Origin of the sequence: Rhodococcus sp. PD04 (genome assembly GCF_035918275.1) — a bacterium.
Lineage (GTDB): Bacteria > Actinomycetota > Actinomycetes > Mycobacteriales > Mycobacteriaceae > Rhodococcus > Rhodococcus rhodochrous.
In genome coordinates this window covers 341886-358250 of the sequence record NZ_CP142143.1, presented here as the reverse complement: position 1 = coordinate 358250, position 16365 = coordinate 341886, and the positions used below count along the sequence as shown (strand labels likewise).

Below are 16365 nucleotides of genomic sequence, written 5' to 3'. Positions count from 1 at the left end.
GGTGTCATTTTCGGACGAGGACGAAGCAGGAGCGGGTCGCTTCGCACCGAGTCCCTCCGGCGACCTGCATCTCGGCAATCTGCGCACCGCCGTCCTGGCGTGGTTGTTCGCGCGGTCGACGAACCGCCGGTTCCTGGTCCGCGTCGAGGATCTCGACCGGGTGCGTCCCGGCGCGGAGCAACGCCAGCTCGCGGATCTCGCGGCGATCGGTCTCGACTGGGACGGCCGGGTGGTCCACCAGTCCCGCCGCCGGCGCCTGTACGACGAGGCCATCGCGCGGCTCGAGCAGGCGGGTCTGACCTACGAGTGCTACTGCACCCGACGCGAGATCCTCGAGGCCACCTCCGCGCCTCATGCTCCCGCGGGCGCCTATCCGGGTACCTGCCGCAACCTCACCGACGAGCAGCGGGCCGAGCGCCGGGCCTCCGGCCGCGCGCCTGCGATCCGGCTGCGGGCGACCGAGGAGTGGTTCACGGTCCACGACCTGCTGCACGGCGATTTCACGGGCATCGTCGACGATCTCGTGTTGCGCCGCAACGACGGAACTCCCGCGTACAACCTCGCCGTGGTGGTGGACGACGCCGACCAGGGCATCGATCAGGTGGTGCGCGGCGACGACCTGCTCACCTCCGCGCCCCGACAGGCCTATCTCGCACACCTTCTCGGACTGTCGGAGCCCGTCTACGCGCACGTGCCGCTCGCGCTCAACACGGAGGGCAAGCGACTCGCCAAGCGGGACGGCGCGGTGACGCTGGCCGATCAGCTCGCGCTCGGACACACGGCCGCCGACGTGCTGGGCACGATCGCGGTGTCGCTGCGGCTCGCCGACCCCGGCGAACCCGTGTCGCCGGAGCTGTTGCTGGACCGCTGGAATCCCGTGCGTCTTCCCCGGGATCCGTGGGTGTTCACGCCGTCCGAGGACGGCATCCGATAGGACACGATGCGGACATAGCGGATGCGGACCCGAGGTGATGTCCGTACTCTCTCGGAAGTGTCCGATCCCGGAGACGAGAGGCAGCCATGACCACCGGTGGTTACGACCCGAATCAGGATCCGAAGAACCCGGGTGGTTATCCGCCACCCGGAAACTACCCGCAGGGCGGGAACTATCCGCCGCCGTCGGGCGGTGGCACTCCCCCGTCGGGTGGGAACTATCCGCCGCCCGGAAACTACCCGCCTCCGGGGAACTATCCCCCGCCCTCGGGCGGCAACTATCCGCCTCCGGGTGGGTCCTACCCGCCGCCGGGGAACTATCCGCCGCCCCCGTCGGGTGGTGACTACCCGCCCCCGCCGGGTGCATACGGTGCCGGGAACTTCGGTGGTCCGCCCCCGAATCAGCTGAGTGTCGGCGACGCGATCTCCTACGGCTGGTCGAAGTTCAGTGGCAACGCCGGCGTGTGGATCGTCTTCATGCTCGCCGCGTTCGTCATCCAGGGCCTGATCAGCGGCATCTTCAACGGGTTCGACTTCACCAGTGAGGCGACGGACTTCACCCTCCTGAACGCCGTCGGCAGCATCGTCACGGCGATCGTCGGATACCTGATCCAGGCCGCCTTCGTGCGCGGTGCACTGGCCGAAACCGATGGGCAGCGACCCGCTTTCGGAACGTTCCTCCAGGTCGGCCCGATCGGCGCGGTCATCCTCGCAGGTCTGCTCGTGGGCATCGGCACGTCGATCGGTCTCGTGCTGTGCATCATCCCGGGCCTGGTGTTCGCGTTCTTCGCGTGGTGGACGATGCAGTTCGTCATCGATCGCAATCAGGACGCCGTCACCGCGATCAAGTCGAGCTTCAATGCGGTCAAATCGAATGCGGGAACCTTGTTCCTGCTCGCCCTCGCCCTGTTCGGCATCAACATCGTCGGCGCCCTGCTGTGCCTGATCGGCCTGCTGGTCACCGTGCCGGTGTCGATCATCGCCGTCACGTACGCCTACCGGGTCACCACGGGTGGTCCCGTAGCGGCCTGATAGAACTCCGGCGGGACCCTCCCGTCGCATCCGGAGGCATCTACCGATGCGCCACGGCACGCTGTACCGTGGCGCGTTGCCATGCCGATCGCGACAAGGGAGACATAAGTGACCACTGGTGGCTATCCACCCCCTCAGCAGGATCCTCGGGCGACGGGCGGTCATCCCGGCGGCGCCCCGTCCTACGGCGCCACCCCGCCCGACTACACCCAGCAGTTCCCGCAGTACGGCGCGCCCCAGACCGGTGACCCCCAGTACGGCGCTCCTCAGTACGGAACCCCGCAGAACGGGACGCCCCAATTCGGTGCGCCCCAGTTCGGCGCTCCTCAGTACGGTGCACCCCAGTACGGTGCACCCCAGTACGGGGCGCCGCAGGACGGTGGGTTCGGCGGCCCGGGATTCCCCGGCCCGGATCCGAATTCCGGTGCCGGCACCCCGGGGGAGCTGCTCCCGCGTCTCGGCGCCCGCATCATCGACGGCCTCATCGTCGGTATCCCCATGGGGATCCTGAGCGCGATCATGATCATCGCGAGCGGTGGAAGCGGCTTCGTGGACTTCTTCATGACGGTCGTCAGCGGTGTCGTCGCATTCGGCTACTGGACGTACATGGAGTCCGCTCGGGGCGCGACCATCGGCAAGAAGCTCCTCGGCCTGTCGGTCGCCGGCCCTGCCGGTGGTAACCCCACCATCGAGCAGGCCGCCAAGCGCAACGCCTTCGTCGCGCTGCAGATCCTCACCGGCATCCCGCTGCTGGGTTTCCTCGCCGGTCTGCTGTCGCTCGCCGCGTACATCGGTATCGCGGTCACCATCGAGCAGGACGGCAACAAGCAGGGCTTCCACGACAAGTTCGCCGGCGGCACCCAGGTACGCAAGTCCTGATCTCCCGCGCGTTCCGGGTCCCGTTCTCGTCAGGACGGGACCCGTTCGTCGTATATGGGGTGTTCGCGCACGTACAGACCGTCGGCAACTTCGTGATCGCCGTGTGGTGATGCTTGGATGTCCGAGTGACCGAGCACGGACCGAACACCTCCCCCGCCCTCTTCGACCACGCGGCATTCGCGCGCGTGGGCCGCAGCCCGTACACGGGGATCGTCGTGCTGTTCACCGCGGTGCTGATGATCTCCAACATCTCCGCGACGAAGGGCATCGCCTTCTTCACCGACTCCGAGTTCGCCGTCGGTCCGCTGCAGATCCTGCCGATCATCACCGACGGCGGATTCTTCCTCTTCCCCCTCGCGTACATCCTCGGCGACGTGCTTAGCGAGGTGTACGGCTTCGCGGCCACCCGCCGGGCCGTTCTCTACGGTTTCGGGGCGGTCGCGCTGTCCGCGCTGTGCTTCTGGATCACGCAGCAGCTACCCCCGGCCGACTTCTACGAAGGTCAGGAGTCCTTCGAGAACGTGCTCGGTGTGGTGCCCCGGATGCTGATCGCCGGCCTCGCCGGCTACGCGGTCGGGCAGCTGCTCAACTCGTACGTGCTCGTCCGCATCAAGGAACGCACCCGGGAGAAGTACCTGTGGGCGCGGCTGATCGGGTCGACCGTCGTCGGCGAGTTCGCTGACACCCTCATCTTCTGCTCGATCGCCGCCGGGGTCATCGGCATCACGACCTGGGGCGACTTCGTCAACTTCGTGATTGTCGGATTCCTCTGGAAGACGCTGGTGGAGATCGTCGTGCTCCCGGTGACCTACCGCGTGATCGCGTACGTCAAGAAGCGCGAACCCTCCTACGCGTGACGGCTCACGCCCGACGTCACCCGCGTGACGGCTCACGCCCGACGACACCCGCGTGACGGCTCACGCCGGACGACTCAGGCCTGACGCCGGCTCGCGTAGAAGCGGCCGAGCGTCTCGGCCTTGAACTCGGCGAGGGTGCCGTTCTCCATGTTCGCCCGGATGTCGTCGACGAGCCGCACCGTGAACCGCTCGTTGTGGATCGTGCACAACGTCGAGGCGAGCATCTCCTTCGCCTTGAACAGGTGGTGGATGTACGCGCGCGTGTAGTTCCGGCAGGTGTAGCAGTCGCAGTTCTCGTCGATCGGCGTGAAGTCGCGCCGGTGGCGGCTCGTGTTGATGTTGAACCGGCCGTCCGGGTGGTAGATCGCGGCGTTGCGCGCGACCCGCGACGGATTGACGCAGTCGAAGGTGTCGACGCCGTGCTCGACCGCGACGAAGATGTCGTCGGGTTCGCTGATGCCCAGCAGGTGACGCGGCTTGTGTTCGGGCAGCTCCTCGGTGCACCACCGCACGATCGTGCCGAGATTGTGCTTCTCGAGCGCACCGCCGATGCCGTAGCCGTCGAACCCGCGTCCGGTCTCGCCGACGATGGACTCGAGGCCCCGACAGGCCTGTCGTCGCAGGTCCTCGTACTGAGCGCCCTGCACGACCCCGAACAACGCCTGGTAGGGGCGGTGGGCACGTTCGGCGGTGAGCTTCTCGTGCTCGGCGATGCACCGCACCGCCCACGCCTGGGTGCGCTCGAGGGAGCGTTCCTGGTAACCGCGGGTGTTCATGAGGGTCGTGAGCTCGTCGAAGGCGAACATGATGTCGGCGCCGAGCTCGTGCTGGATGCGCATCGACACCTCGGGGGTGAACCGGTGCCGCGACCCGTCGAGATGCGACTTGAAGGTCACCCCGTCGTCGTCGACGTGGGCGAGCCGTTCCTTGCCCTTGGCGATGACGTCGTCGTTCTGGACGCCGACGGACTCCATCGCGATGACCTTCTTGAACCCGGCCCCGAGCGACATGACCTGGAAACCGCCGCTGTCGGTGAAGGTCGGGCCGGGCCAGTTCATGAACTTCCCGAGCCCGCCGGCCTCGTCGACGATGTCGGAGCCGGGCTGCAGGTAGAGGTGGTAGGCGTTGGCGAGCAGCGCCTGCGAGCCGAGTTCGGCCATCGTCTCCGGCAGCACGGCCTTGACCGTCGCCTTCGTGCCCACCGGGACGAAGGCCGGGGTGCGGATGTCTCCGTGCGGGGTGTGGATCGTGCCCGTGCGGCCGAGTCCGTTGTCGAGACGCGCTCCGACCGTGAAGAAGGGGTCGGGCGGGGTCGGAATGCTGGAATCGGTCACTTCCGTATCCAATCACGTCGGGAATGTGCGGCCTTCTCACGGCGGCGGACGGAGATCGCGAACACGGCGACACCGGCCAGCGCCAGCAGCACGCCGACCGCGGCGGGCGCGGTGTAACCGAAACCGGCCGCGATCACCACCCCGCCGATCCACGCGCCGAACGCGTTGGCGAGGTTGAACGCGGCGTGGTGCAGCGATGCCGCGAGCGTCTGGGCGTCCTCGGCGACATCCATCAACCGCACCTGCAGTGCCGGACCGACGGCGGCGCATCCGACACCCAGGCCGAAGACCATCACGAAGGCGGTCCACGGGTTGTGGGCCGCGGCAACGAACAGCGCGAGCAGCACCGCGAGCGAGGTGATCGACGCGTAGACGCCGGGGATCACACCGCGATCGGCGACACGACCACCGATCGCGTTGCCGACGACCATGCCCACACCGAAGAGCATCAGCGCGACCGGCACGAGCGATCGCGACACTCCGGCGACGTCGGTCAGCGTGGTGCTGATGTAGGTGTACACCGCGAACACACCACCGAAGCCGATGACGGCCACGGCGAGCGTGAGCCAGACGGTGCTGCTCTTCAGCGCCCCGAGTTCGACCCGCACGCTGGTCGTCGGTATCGACAGTGTCGGCACCCAGGCGGTGAGGGCTACAACGGTCGCGATTCCGATCGCCGCGACCAGCACGAACGCCGCGCGCCAGCCCAGCGCCATGCCGAGCCACGAGGCGGCGGGCACCCCGACGACGTTCGCCACCGACAGCCCCATCATCACCAGCGACACCGCCCGCGCGCGGCGGCCGGGTCCGGCGAGATGCGCCGCGACCAGTGCGGCGACCCCGAAGTACGCGCCGTGCGGCAGGCCGGCGACGAACCGGGAGACGACGAGCAGACCGTAGTTCGGGGCCAGCACCGTGGCGGCGTTCCCGAGGGTGAACGCGACCATCAGCGCGACCAGCAGTGTCTTGCGCGGCACGCGGGCGGCGATCGTCGCGATGAGCGGGGCACCGACGACGACACCGGCCGCGTAGGCGGAGACGACGTGACCCGCGGTGGGTTCGGAGACCCCGATGCTCGTCGCGATCTCGGGGAGTAATCCCATCGCGACGAACTCGGTGGTTCCGATGCCGAACCCGCCGAGGGCGAGCGCCCACATCACCAGCGTGCGCGCGGGATGTCCGGAGTCGGTGTGGGCAGGATCGTCGAGTGGGCGGCCGGAAGCCGTGGTGGTCATCGGTGCGGAAACCTTCGATCTGTCGATGGTCCCGGAGCCGGAGGTCGTGCGGGCCGGGACGCGGGCGCGCTCGGGGAGCGACGCGGGGGCAGCCTCCATTCTGGGGCAGTCCGGCCTCGCACTTCTCCCCGCGGCGACGTGAGTTCCGCCATCTCTCGATCGTCAGGTGAGGAAGGTCGTATCCGCCCGCTCGGCCCTGCGTGCCTCGATCCTCCTGGCGACGAACTTGCCGATCTCGTCCACCCACAGCACCGACGAGCCGACGGCGATCGCGAGCAGCCACTGTTCGGAGGTGAGCGAGGTGGTGTCCATGATTCCCTGCAGGGCGCCGAGTTGGACGACGCAGATCTGCAGGACGACGACGGCGCCGATCGCGATCCAGATGGTGTGGTTGGTGAACGTCTGCGCCGAGAACACCGATCCGAGATCCGAGCGCACGTTGAACAGGTTGAACACCTGGTAGAAGACGAATGTCGTGAACGCGAGGGTGGTGGCGAACAGTGGGTCGGATGCGCTGTCGGGGAACAGTTCCGGCCCGAAGTGCAGGACCGCGATCGTGCCCACCGTCATCACGATGCCGAGGCCGAGGATGCGCTGGACCCGGGAGCGTTCGAGCAGGGCCTCGTTCGCGGGCCGCGGTCGTCGCCTCATCGCGTCGGGGGCGGTCGGGTCGACACCGAGGGCGAGCGCCGGCGGTCCGTCCATGATGATGTTCACCCACAGGATCTGCAGTGCGCTGAAGGGCGCCCCGCCCGCGAGTCCGAGCACACCGGCCGTCAGGAAGATCAGGACGAAGCCCCACGCCGTGGTGAGCTGGAACTTCACGAATTTGACGATGTTGTCGTAGATTCCGCGTCCCTCGGCCACGGCGGCGACGATGGTCGCGAAGTTGTCGTCGGTGAGGATCATGTCCGCGGCGCCCTTGGAGACGTCGGTTCCCGTGATGCCCATGGCCACACCGATGTCGGACTGTTCGAGCGCGGGAGCGTCGTTGACGCCGTCGCCCGTCATCGCGACGATCTGCCCGTCGGCCTGCAGCGCTTCGACGAACCTGATCTTGTGTTCGGGCGCCACGCGGGCGAGGACACCGAATTCCTTTGCTCTCCGGCGCAGTTCGTCGTCGGTGAGTTTGTCGAGATCGGCACCGGAGGCAGCCGACCCGCGGATTCCGAGTTCCTCGGCGATCGCGGAGGCCGTCACCAGATGGTCGCCGGTGATCATGTGCACCGCGATGCCCGCCTCGTGGGCGACGGCGATCGCATCCTCGGCTTCGGTCCGCGGCGGGTCGACGATGCCGACGATCGCGTGGATCGTCAGGTCGGCCACCTTCTCCTGCAGGGCATCGGTGTCGCCGCGGGGAACGGCGTCGAGGTCGCGACCGGCGATCATGAGGGTTCGCAGACCTTCCGACGCGAGCGCCTCCACGGCCCGGTGGATCCTCGCGCGACCGTCGTCGTCGAGCGGAATCGGACCGTCGGGGCCGGCGATCGTCGTGGCACGGTCGAGAAGCACACCCGGTGCGCCCTTCACGAAACAGCGGTATCCGCCGTTCGGCAGGGTGTGGAAGGTGGCCATGTACTTGTAATCCGAGTCGAACGGCACCTCCGCGATGCGGTTCAGCGCGGCCCGCGCGCCCTCGACGTCGATGCCGCCCTTCTCGGCGAGCACCACGAGGGCGCCCTCGGTGGGATCGCCGACCAGCACTCCGTTGCGCACGGTCGCGTCGTTGCACAGTCCCATCCCGAGCAGTGCGTCCGTGAAGTCCGGTGCGGGCAGGCCGTCGCCGACGAGGATCTTGCCGTCGGTTCCGTACCCGGTTCCGGTGACGCGGAAGGCACGGCCCGCGACGAGCAGTCGCTGCACCGTCATCTCGTTGAGGGTGAGGGTGCCGGTCTTGTCGGTGCAGATGTGGGTGGTGCTGCCGAGCGTCTCGACCGCCGCGAGTCGTTTGACGATCGCACCGCGGGCCGCGAGGCGTGAGGCGCCCATCGCGAGGGTGAAGGCGACGACGGCCGTGAGCCCTTCGGGGATGGTGGCGACCGCCAGCGATACCGCGGTGACGAGAAGATCCGACCAGGTCTGTCCCCGCAGCAGGCCGAGGACGAACACCAGCGTCACCGTCACGATCGCGATGATCGTCAGGGTCTGGGCGAGCTGGCCGATGCGCCGTTGCAGCGGCGTCTGTTCGACACCGGCAGATCCGAGAAGGGTTGCGATCGCCCCCATCTCGGTGCGCATGCCCGTGCCGGTGACGATCATCGCGGCACGGCCGCGGGTGACCTCGGTGTTCATGAACAGCATGTCGGTGCGGTCGCCGAGCGGCGCGTCGGGATCGTCGACGACGTCGACCCGTTTGTCGACGGGCTGGGATTCACCGGTGAGGGCGGCCTCGGCGACCTGCAGCCGGACCGCAGTGACGAGCCGGCCGTCGGCCGGGACGGTGTCGCCGGCCTCGAGGAGCACCACGTCTCCGGGGACGAGTTCGGCGCGGGGCACCTCCGTCCCGCGACCGTCGCGGAGCACCCGGCTGGTGGACACCGACATCTTCTTCAGCGCCGCGAGGCTGCTCTCGGCCCGGGATTCCTGCACGTAGTTCAGCACGGTGTTGAGCGCGATGACCGCGAAGATGACGATGGGGGTCTCCCACTCGCGGGAGACGGTGGCGCTGACCACCGCCGCGACGACCAGAACGAGGGTCATCCTGTCGGCGAGCAGCGACAGCACGCGCCGCCAGGTCGGCACCTTCTTCGCCTCGTCGAGCAGGTTCGGACCGTACTCGCCGCGGCGTCGTTCGACCTCGTCCGCGCTCAGTCCTCGTTGCGGATCGACCTCGAACGCCTCGGCGACGTCGGTCGCGGCGCGGGTGTGCCAACTCGAGGTGGTCGCGGGAGCCTGTGCGGACATCGGCACTCCTCGTTCGGGCGGTTCTCGGCGGATCGGGCGAATGCGGTCCTGACGGCCGGTTTCACCGTAACCGGCGGAGCGTTCCACTGCGCCGGAAGCCGGTTCGTGATGTGCTGGATACGGCAGCGGAACCGGAGGAGTGAACGCGATGAGCGACAACCCGAACACCGACGATCCTGTCGTCCCACTCGACGAGGACCAGTGCTGGGACCTGCTCGCGACGGGCAAGGTGGGCCGCCTCGTCACCGTCGTCGGCGATCGACCGGAGATCTATCCCGTCAACTACGTCACCGACGACCGCACGGTGTACTTCCGCAGCGGTGAGGGCAGCAAGCTCTCCGAGCTGGCGGTGCATCCGCAGGTCGCGTTCGAGGTGGACGAGATCAGCGAGGACTCCGCGTGGAGCGTCGTGCTGCACGGGCACGCCCGGATCCTGCGGAGCTTCGACGACGCGGCGAGGATCGACGCCCTCGGACTGTCGCCGTGGGTTCCCACCCCGAAGTACGACTACGTCGCGCTGACGGCCACCGACCTCACCGGGATGCGGCTGAAGCTCGTCAAGCGCTGACGGTGACGCCCTCTGCGCAGCAGCACCGCCTGTTGATGCGGTTCATGCTGCTGTCGGTGGCGACCGCGCTCGCAACGATGCTGCTGAAGGCATCCGCGGCGTGGATCACCGGGTCGGTGGGTCTGCTGTCGGACGCGCTCGAATCCGGGGTCAACCTCGTCGCGGCGCTCGTCGGTCTCGCGGCGCTGCGACTCGCCGCGAAACCGGCCGACGCGAACCACGACTTCGGGCACGGGAAGGCCGAGTACCTCTCCGCCGCGGTCGAGGGCACCATGGTCTTCGCCGCCGCGACGGTGATCCTGTGGACCTCGGTCGAACGACTGATCTCCCCGCAGCCGGTGATCGAGGTCGGACTCGGTCTCGTGCTGTCGGCCGCATCGTCGGCACTCAATCTCGTGGTCGGTCTGCTGCTCATCCGGCAGGGCCGCGCACACCGGTCGATCACGCTGGTCGCCGACGGGAAACACCTGCTGACGGACGTGTGGACGTCGGCGGGCGTGCTCGTCGGCGTCGCGCTGGTCGCACTGTCCGGGTGGGACGTGCTCGACCCGATCGTGGCGATCCTCGTCGCCCTGAACATCCTGCGGATCGGTTTCGGGCTCGTGCGGCAGGCGGTCGTCGGCATGCTCGACGCGGTTCTTCCCCAGGAGGACGTGACGGCGGTGACCGCCGTGCTCGACCGCTATCGGGAACCGGGGGTGGTGACGATCCTGCCGCCACGCACCCGCGAATCAGGACGTCAACGCTTCGTCTACCTCGTCGTGCGGGTGCCGGGCGACTGGACGGTGCGGGCCGGCCACGACCTGCTCGACCGCATCGAGGCCGATCTCGCCGAGGCGCTGCCCGGAGTCATGGTGTTCAGCCACCTCGAGCCGGATCGCGCCCCCACGGGACGCAGATGAGGTGATCAGGCCGAGGCGACCAGTCCGGCACCGAGGCCGAGCATCAGGACCGCGACGCCGCCGTCGAGGATGCGCCACGAGGACGGCTTGGCGAACCAGGCGCGCAGGTAGCGGGCGCCGTATCCGAGGGCGGCGAACCACACGACGCTCGCGGTGATCGCCCCGGCACCGAACCACCACCGGCCGGGATTGCCGTAGTGGTTGGCCACCGAACCGAGCATGAGCACGGTGTCGAGATAGGTGTGCGGGTTGAGCCAGGTCAGCGCCAGGCAGGTCAGCAGGGCCGCGCCGATGGTCACGGCACCGCCCGGCGCGGCGGACAGCGCGGACGGCTTCAACGCGCGACGTGCCGCGAACAGTCCGTAGCAGATGAGGAAAGCGGCACCCGCCCAACGGATCACGTCGATCGCGCCGGGTGCACGGTCGAGGATCGTCGCGATCCCGGCGATGCCGGCGGTGATGAGCACGGCGTCGGAGATCACGCAGATCGCGATCACAGGCAGCACGAATCGTCGCGCGATGGCCATGCGCAGCACGAAGGCGTTCTGCGCACCGATGGCGACGATGAGGGACAGACCTGTGACGAATCCGGCGGCGACGAGTGACATGGCATCGACGCTAGGAATCCCATCCGGATAAGAACAGTTGATTTTGCTGTACCTGCATTAGAGTTTCTTAATGTGGATCTCGACTTTGCTCAACTTCGCACTTTTGCAACGGTATTGGACGAGGGCACTTTCGAGGGTGCGGCGGCTGTTCTTCGTGTCACACCGTCCGCGGTGAGCCAGCGCATCAAGTCGCTCGAGCAACACGTCGGTCAGGTGCTGCTGCGACGCACCCGGCCCGTCAGCGCGACCGCGGCCGGCGAGGTGGTGATGCGACTCGCTCGGCAGGTCGCACGCCTGGAACAGGACACCTCCGAGGAACTCGGCCTCGGCGCCGACACCGGGAGCTACGCCACGATCCCGCTCGTCGTCAACGCCGACTCGATGTCCACCTGGATGCTGCGCGCCTTGGCCCGGATGCCCGTGCGCTATCGCGCACTGTTCGAACTGCACCGCGAGGACGAGTTCCACTCCACGGATCTGTTGCGCGACGGCACCGTCATGGCGGCGGTCACCTCCGTCCCCGAACCCGTGCAGGGCTGCACGTCCGAGAAGCTCGGCGCCATGCGCTATCACGCGATGGCGAGCGTGGACTTCGCCGAACGTTGGTTCCCCGAGGGCATGGCCCCCACCGAACTGCGGGAGGCCCCGATGCTCACCTTCGACCGCAAGGACGACATGCAGGATCGCTTCGTTCGCAAGCGGACCCGGCGACGGCTCGATCCGCCGCGCAACTATGTTCCGGGCGCCCTCGAGTTCGTCGAGGCCGCGAGGCTGGGGCTGGGCTGGGCCATGCTCCCCGATGCGATGGTCACCGACACGACCGATCTCGTGAGCCTGGCCCCGGACGACCCGATCGCCGTGCCGCTGTACTGGCAGCGGTGGCGGCTGGACTCCCCCGTGCTCGACGCGCTGACCGATGCGGTCCGTCGCACCGCGCGCGAAGTGCTGCACTGATCTCCCGGCACCCGATCTCCCGGAACGAGCAGGGCCCGAACCGGATCGCTCCGGTTCGGGCCCCGCTGGTGGTGATGCGGATCAGTAGTTGAACGCCTCTGCCCAGTGCTGCGAGTACTCGGCCTGACGCTCCACCTCGGTCAGCGGCATACGCCAGACCTTGTCGGAGTCGATCGGCGGGAGTTCACGGCCGAGCGCGGTCGGCGGTGCGACGTCGGGGCGCACGCTGTAGTCGCCCAGTTCGGTGAACAGCTCCTGGCCACGCTGCGAGAAGTTGTAGTTCATGAACACCTCGGCCGCTTCCGCGTTCTTGGCGGCGGCGGTCTTGCCCAGGTAGTAGTCGAAGGTCACGAAGCCTTCCTCGGGCACGACGAAGTCGATCGGCGCCTTGTCCTCGGTGGCGGTGACGTTCACCGACGCCGAACCCGTGGTCGCGACCGGCACCTCACCGCGGGCGAAGGCCGTCAGCTTCTGGCCGGCACCGTCGTAGATCGTCGGCTGCAGCGCAGCGAGCTTCTCCCAGTAACCGTCCTCGAGCTTCTCCTCGACGAACCAGTTGAGTGCGACGTTGGAACCGCCCGTCGCACCCTGCGAGATGCCGATCTTGCCGCGCCACTTCTCGTCGAGCAGGTCGGCCCACGAGGTGGGTGCCTCCTCCTCGGGGACGGCGCGGGTGTTGTAACCGAAGGTCTGCACCACGTTGGTGACCCGGGAGAAGTTGCCGTCCTGGATCACGACCTCCTCGAGTTCCTCGGTGCCGGGCACGACGTACGGGTTCCACACGCCGGCCTCGGTGAAGCTGTCGACGATGTCGTAGTCGGACGTGCGGATCACGTCGGCGTTCAGGCGACCGGCACCCTGCTCGGAGAGCACGCGCTCGGCCAGCCGGGCCGGGACGAGGCGCATCAGGTCGACCTTGATGCCGGTGTCGCGGGTGAATGCCTCGATGAAGGCCTGTTCGTTGGATTCCTGGTAGCTCGAGTACAGACTCAGCGTCTGCGTCTTCGCTGCCTCGTAGGTCTCCTTGTCGGCGATGGTCTCGCCGTCGATGACCAGACCCTCCGAGGTGTCGACCTCGGCCTGGGAGGTGACGCCGGCGGAATCTCCGCCGCCGCACGCCGCGAGTGTCGTGGCGAGGACGACCGACAGAGCGGTGAGCGCTACTTTGCGCGTTTTCATGGTGAGGCCTTTCGTTTCTCGAAAAGTCCGGTCAGAGCGAATTGGTTCCGGAGTCCGACGCTTCGGCGAGCTGCTTCTTCTCCCGGTTGCCGGCGAGCTGGGCGAGGACGGCCAGCACGGCGATCACCAGGACGAACAGCACGCTGATGGAGGCCGCGACCGCCGTCTGCCCGTTCTCGAAGTTGTCGAAGACCAGGATCGACAGGATCCGGGTGTCGGAGGTGAACAGGAACAGCGAGGCCGACAGTTCGCGCATCGCCAGCATGAGCAGGAGCAGGAAGGTCGACACGATACCGACGCGCATCAACGGCACGGTGACGTTGACGATGGCGCGCGACCGGCGGGCGCCGAGCATCACGGCACTGTCCTCGAGGTCGCTGTGCAGCTGCAGCATCGACGACGAGATCGAGCGGTAGCCCTGCGGCAGTGCCACGGCGACACAGGCGACGGCGAGGATGATCAGCGTGCCGTAGATCGGGATCGGCAGGCTCAGCCAGGTCCAGAGGATGCCCATACCGAGCACGATCGACGGGATGGCGAGCGGTGCGGTCGCGATCTGCTCGAGCAGAGCGCCGAGACGGCTCTTGGTGCGGTAGCGGATGTACGAGGCGGAGAAGCTGATCGTCGTACCGGCGAAGGCGGCGACGACGGCCACGACCACCGAGTTCACGAGTGCCTTCTGGAAGTCGGCCGCCGAGGCCACCTTCACGATGTTGTCGAACGACATTCCGCCCTGGAACATCTGGGACATGCTGTACAGGTACGGCGAGTCCTGGGTCGCGGCGAGGAAGAGCGCACCCATCGGCAGCGCGATCGCGAGCAGGAAGTACACGAGCGCGAAGATCGTTGCCGGCCAGCGCCAACCGCGCAGCGGCACCTGACGGGGACGGGCACCCTTGCCCGTCATCGTCGTGAACTTGCGGCGGTTGACGATCCACTGCTGGCCCATGGTGACGAAGACCAGGCCGAGCGTGAGCAGGATGGCGATACCGGCGGCGGCGTTCGCCTGGGCCGGGGCCGCACCCATGAGCCGGAAGATGTAGGTGGGCAGGGTCTCGATCCCCGCGGGGTTACCGAGAACCGCCGCGACCGGGAAGTTCTCCATGCTCAGTGCGAAGACGAGGATGCCCGAACCGAGCAGCGCCGGCATGGCGAGCGGCAGGGTCACCGTCCGGAACATCGTCTTCAGGGACGCGCCGTGGACGGTCGAGGCCTCTTCGAGGTCGGCGTTCATCATCGACAGCGAGCTGTGCACGAGCATGAACACGTACGGCGCGTAGAACAGGCCGAGGACGAAGATCAGGCCCGGGATGCTGTAGATGTTGATCGTCATGTCCAGGCCCATGTCGGCGAGCATGATGTTGACGAATCCGGCACTGGGAGAAGCGAGCAGCGACCAGGCGAGCGCACCGACGAGAGCCGGCACGAACACCGGCGCCATGCCGATGAAGAAGATGAACCGGCGCCAGGGCGCGTCGGTGCGGGCGCAGATGAACGCGAGCGTCGCACCGATCACGAGCGCGATGGCCGTCGCTCCGAGGCCGAGGATGAGGGAGTTCACCAGGCCCTTGACCGCGTCGGGGCTCGTGAGCACCTTGAGGTTGTCGAGCGTGAGAGCACCGAGGCCGCCGTTGCCCGGGCGCGGTACCTCGGTGGCGATCGCGGCCACGAGCACCAGGATCATCGGCATGATCACCAGTACGGCCAGCACGGCGAGAACCACCAGCGCCGCGCCGTTCTTGCGGAGGATTCCCCTACGCCACAACGGCGCCGATACCGGGGCGTCGGGCTCGAGGTCGTCGACCGGACGTGTCTCGGGGGGAGTGGCCAGCTGGGTCATGCCGCGACCTCCTGCAGTCGTGCCTGGCGAACCACATCGGCCGGCAGGACCTGGACGTTCTCCGGTGCGACCGAAGCGAAGACGCGATCGCCGATCGCGAAGCGCTCGGCGCCCTTCGTCGGGGCGAAGACGTCGAGCTCGCCTCCGTTGTCGAGGGTGACGGCGTAGCGGATGCTCGAACCCTGGAAGCTCGTGACGGCGACGCGGCCCGAGAACTCGTTGGTGCCCCCGCCGGACACGTTCGACAGCACCAGGTCCTCGGACCGGATGCACGCCTTGAAGTCGTCAGCGGTTGCGAGACCGCGCTGCTCGGTACGGATCACCTCTCCCCCGGTGCGAACGGCCGTGACGTAGCCGTCGGCGCCGACGGTGGCGGTGCAGTCGAAGATGTTGGACACGCCGAGGAAGTGTGCGATCGACGCGCTCGCCGGCTCGTTGTAGATGGCGGTGGGGCCGCCGATCTGCACGATCCGCCCGCCCTGCATGAGCGCGATGCGGTCGGCGAGTGCGAATGCCTCCTGCTGGTCGTGCGTGACGTAGACCGTGGTCAGGCCGAGGCTCAGCTGGATCTCACGCAGTTCCACCCGAAGACGGTCGCGCAGGCGGGCGTCGAGGTTCGACAGCGGCTCGTCGAGCATGAGCACCGAGGGGCGCATCACGAGCGAGCGGGCGAGTGCCACACGCTGCATCTGTCCACCGGAGAGCAGGCTCGCGCCACGCTGCGCGAAGTCCGACAGACCGACGAGTTCGAGTACCTCCGCGACACGCGACTTGACCTCTGCCGCAGGAAGTTTCTGCAGCTTCAGCGAGTAGGCCACGTTCTGGAAGACGGTCATGTGCGGCCACACCGCGTACGACTGGAAGACCATGCCGACGTTGCGCTTGTTCGGCGGCAGGTTGATGCCCTTCGCGGCGTCGAAGACGACCGTGTCGCCGATGGTGATGCGACCGGCGGTGGGTTCCTCGAGACCGGCGATGCAGCGCATGGTGCTGGTCTTGCCGCAACCCGACTTGCCGAGCAGCACAACCGATTCGCCCTCGTCGATCTCGAGGTTGAGGTTCTCGATGGCCGTGAATTTCCCGTAGCGGAGCTGCAGGTTCTCGATCGTGATCTTCATAGTGGTTCCTCAGGTTGTCTTT

14 protein-coding genes are annotated in these 16365 nt (G+C 67.7%); 7 read left to right on the top strand and 7 right to left on the bottom strand.

Annotated elements, in window-relative coordinates; all coding sequences use genetic code 11:
* Position 1 precedes the first annotated feature (1 nt).
* The 4 genes from gluQRS to U9J23_RS01605 all read left to right on the top strand — a co-directional run bounded on the left by gluQRS (position 2) and on the right by U9J23_RS01605 (position 3701).
* Positions 2–934, top strand: a complete 933-nt coding sequence (gene gluQRS / locus U9J23_RS01620) for a tRNA glutamyl-Q(34) synthetase GluQRS (protein WP_085469867.1) — start codon at positions 2–4, stop codon at positions 932–934.
* Between the two features lie 86 nt (positions 935–1020).
* On the top strand, positions 1021–1965 hold the full coding sequence (locus tag U9J23_RS01615; protein WP_059383187.1) for a hypothetical protein: 945 nt from the start codon (positions 1021–1023) through the stop codon (positions 1963–1965).
* A 108-nt stretch (positions 1966–2073) separates the two neighbouring features.
* The gene (locus U9J23_RS01610) at positions 2074–2844 is read left to right on the top strand and encodes an RDD family protein (protein ID WP_085469868.1); all 771 of its coding nucleotides are present in this window, start codon (positions 2074–2076) and stop codon (positions 2842–2844) included.
* Positions 2845–2969: 125 nt separating this feature from the next.
* Entirely contained in the window at positions 2970–3701 is a 732-nt protein-coding gene (locus U9J23_RS01605) for a queuosine precursor transporter (RefSeq protein ID WP_059383189.1), read from the top strand.
* A gap of 74 nt (positions 3702–3775) precedes the next feature.
* Here the strand turns inward: U9J23_RS01605 and tgt are convergent, their stop codons facing one another.
* The 3 genes from tgt to U9J23_RS01590 form a co-directional block, all read right to left on the bottom strand.
* Positions 3776–5035: a tRNA guanosine(34) transglycosylase Tgt gene (gene tgt, locus U9J23_RS01600; RefSeq protein WP_174479644.1), complete on the bottom strand. Its 1260-nt coding sequence runs from the start codon at positions 5033–5035 to the stop codon at positions 3776–3778.
* Positions 5032–6270, bottom strand: coding sequence for an MFS transporter (locus U9J23_RS01595; RefSeq protein ID WP_059383190.1), 1239 nt, complete (start codon positions 6268–6270; stop codon positions 5032–5034). The genes tgt and U9J23_RS01595 overlap by 4 nt, the downstream gene beginning before the upstream one ends.
* A gap of 162 nt (positions 6271–6432) precedes the next feature.
* Positions 6433–9174 (bottom strand): calcium-translocating P-type ATPase, PMCA-type, encoded by a 2742-nt coding sequence (locus tag U9J23_RS01590; protein ID WP_326601041.1) that lies wholly within the window; start codon positions 9172–9174, stop codon positions 6433–6435.
* A 148-nt stretch (positions 9175–9322) separates the two neighbouring features.
* On the opposite strand from U9J23_RS01590, the gene U9J23_RS01585 reads away from it, so the two are divergent.
* Positions 9323–9742 carry a pyridoxamine 5'-phosphate oxidase family protein gene (locus U9J23_RS01585; RefSeq protein WP_085469896.1) on the top strand — a complete coding sequence of 140 codons (420 nt, stop codon included), beginning with the start codon at positions 9323–9325 and terminating at the stop codon, positions 9740–9742.
* Positions 9743–9777: 35 nt separating this feature from the next.
* The gene (locus U9J23_RS01580; RefSeq protein WP_179161820.1) at positions 9778–10644 is read left to right on the top strand and encodes a cation diffusion facilitator family transporter; all 867 of its coding nucleotides are present in this window, start codon (positions 9778–9780) and stop codon (positions 10642–10644) included.
* A gap of 5 nt (positions 10645–10649) precedes the next feature.
* On the opposite strand, the gene U9J23_RS01575 is transcribed toward U9J23_RS01580, so the two are convergent.
* On the bottom strand, positions 10650–11252 hold the full coding sequence (locus U9J23_RS01575) for a LysE/ArgO family amino acid transporter (RefSeq protein ID WP_059383192.1): 603 nt from the start codon (positions 11250–11252) through the stop codon (positions 10650–10652).
* Between the two features lie 72 nt (positions 11253–11324).
* Here U9J23_RS01575 and U9J23_RS01570 point away from each other — a divergent pair, with 72 nt between their 5' ends.
* Entirely contained in the window at positions 11325–12206 is an 882-nt protein-coding gene (locus U9J23_RS01570; protein ID WP_326601038.1) for a LysR family transcriptional regulator ArgP, read from the top strand.
* Positions 12207–12287: 81 nt separating this feature from the next.
* On the opposite strand, the gene U9J23_RS01565 is transcribed toward U9J23_RS01570, so the two are convergent.
* The 3 genes from U9J23_RS01565 to U9J23_RS01555 are packed head-to-tail and all read right to left on the bottom strand — an operon-like array spanning position 12288 to position 16343.
* Positions 12288–13385, bottom strand: a complete 1098-nt coding sequence (locus U9J23_RS01565) for an ABC transporter substrate-binding protein (RefSeq protein WP_326601036.1) — start codon at positions 13383–13385, stop codon at positions 12288–12290.
* Positions 13386–13416: 31 nt separating this feature from the next.
* The gene (locus U9J23_RS01560) at positions 13417–15225 is read right to left on the bottom strand and encodes an ABC transporter permease (protein ID WP_080968315.1); all 1809 of its coding nucleotides are present in this window, start codon (positions 15223–15225) and stop codon (positions 13417–13419) included.
* Complete coding sequence (locus U9J23_RS01555; RefSeq protein WP_064059877.1) at positions 15222–16343, bottom strand: ABC transporter ATP-binding protein; 1122 nt, start codon at positions 16341–16343, stop codon at positions 15222–15224. The genes U9J23_RS01560 and U9J23_RS01555 overlap by 4 nt, the downstream gene beginning before the upstream one ends.
* Between the last annotated feature and the right edge of the window lie 22 nt (positions 16344–16365).

Bases quoted from the DNA above. Each gene is read 5' to 3' on its own strand.
- U9J23_RS01615 (WP_059383187.1), top strand. From the start codon at position 1,021: ATGACCACCGGTGGTTACGACCCGAATCAGGATCCGAAGAACCCGGGT.
- U9J23_RS01595 (WP_059383190.1), bottom strand. From the start codon at position 6,270: ATGACCACCACGGCTTCCGGCCGCCCACTCGACGATCCTGCCCACACC.
- U9J23_RS01590 (WP_326601041.1), bottom strand. From the start codon at position 9,174: ATGTCCGCACAGGCTCCCGCGACCACCTCGAGTTGGCACACCCGCGCC.
- U9J23_RS01585 (WP_085469896.1), top strand. From the start codon at position 9,323: ATGAGCGACAACCCGAACACCGACGATCCTGTCGTCCCACTCGACGAG.
- U9J23_RS01580 (WP_179161820.1), top strand. From the start codon at position 9,778: ATGCGGTTCATGCTGCTGTCGGTGGCGACCGCGCTCGCAACGATGCTG.
- U9J23_RS01575 (WP_059383192.1), bottom strand. From the start codon at position 11,252: ATGTCACTCGTCGCCGCCGGATTCGTCACAGGTCTGTCCCTCATCGTC.
- U9J23_RS01565 (WP_326601036.1), bottom strand. From the start codon at position 13,385: ATGAAAACGCGCAAAGTAGCGCTCACCGCTCTGTCGGTCGTCCTCGCC.
- U9J23_RS01560 (WP_080968315.1), bottom strand. From the start codon at position 15,225: ATGACCCAGCTGGCCACTCCCCCCGAGACACGTCCGGTCGACGACCTC.
- U9J23_RS01555 (WP_064059877.1), bottom strand. From the start codon at position 16,343: ATGAAGATCACGATCGAGAACCTGCAGCTCCGCTACGGGAAATTCACG.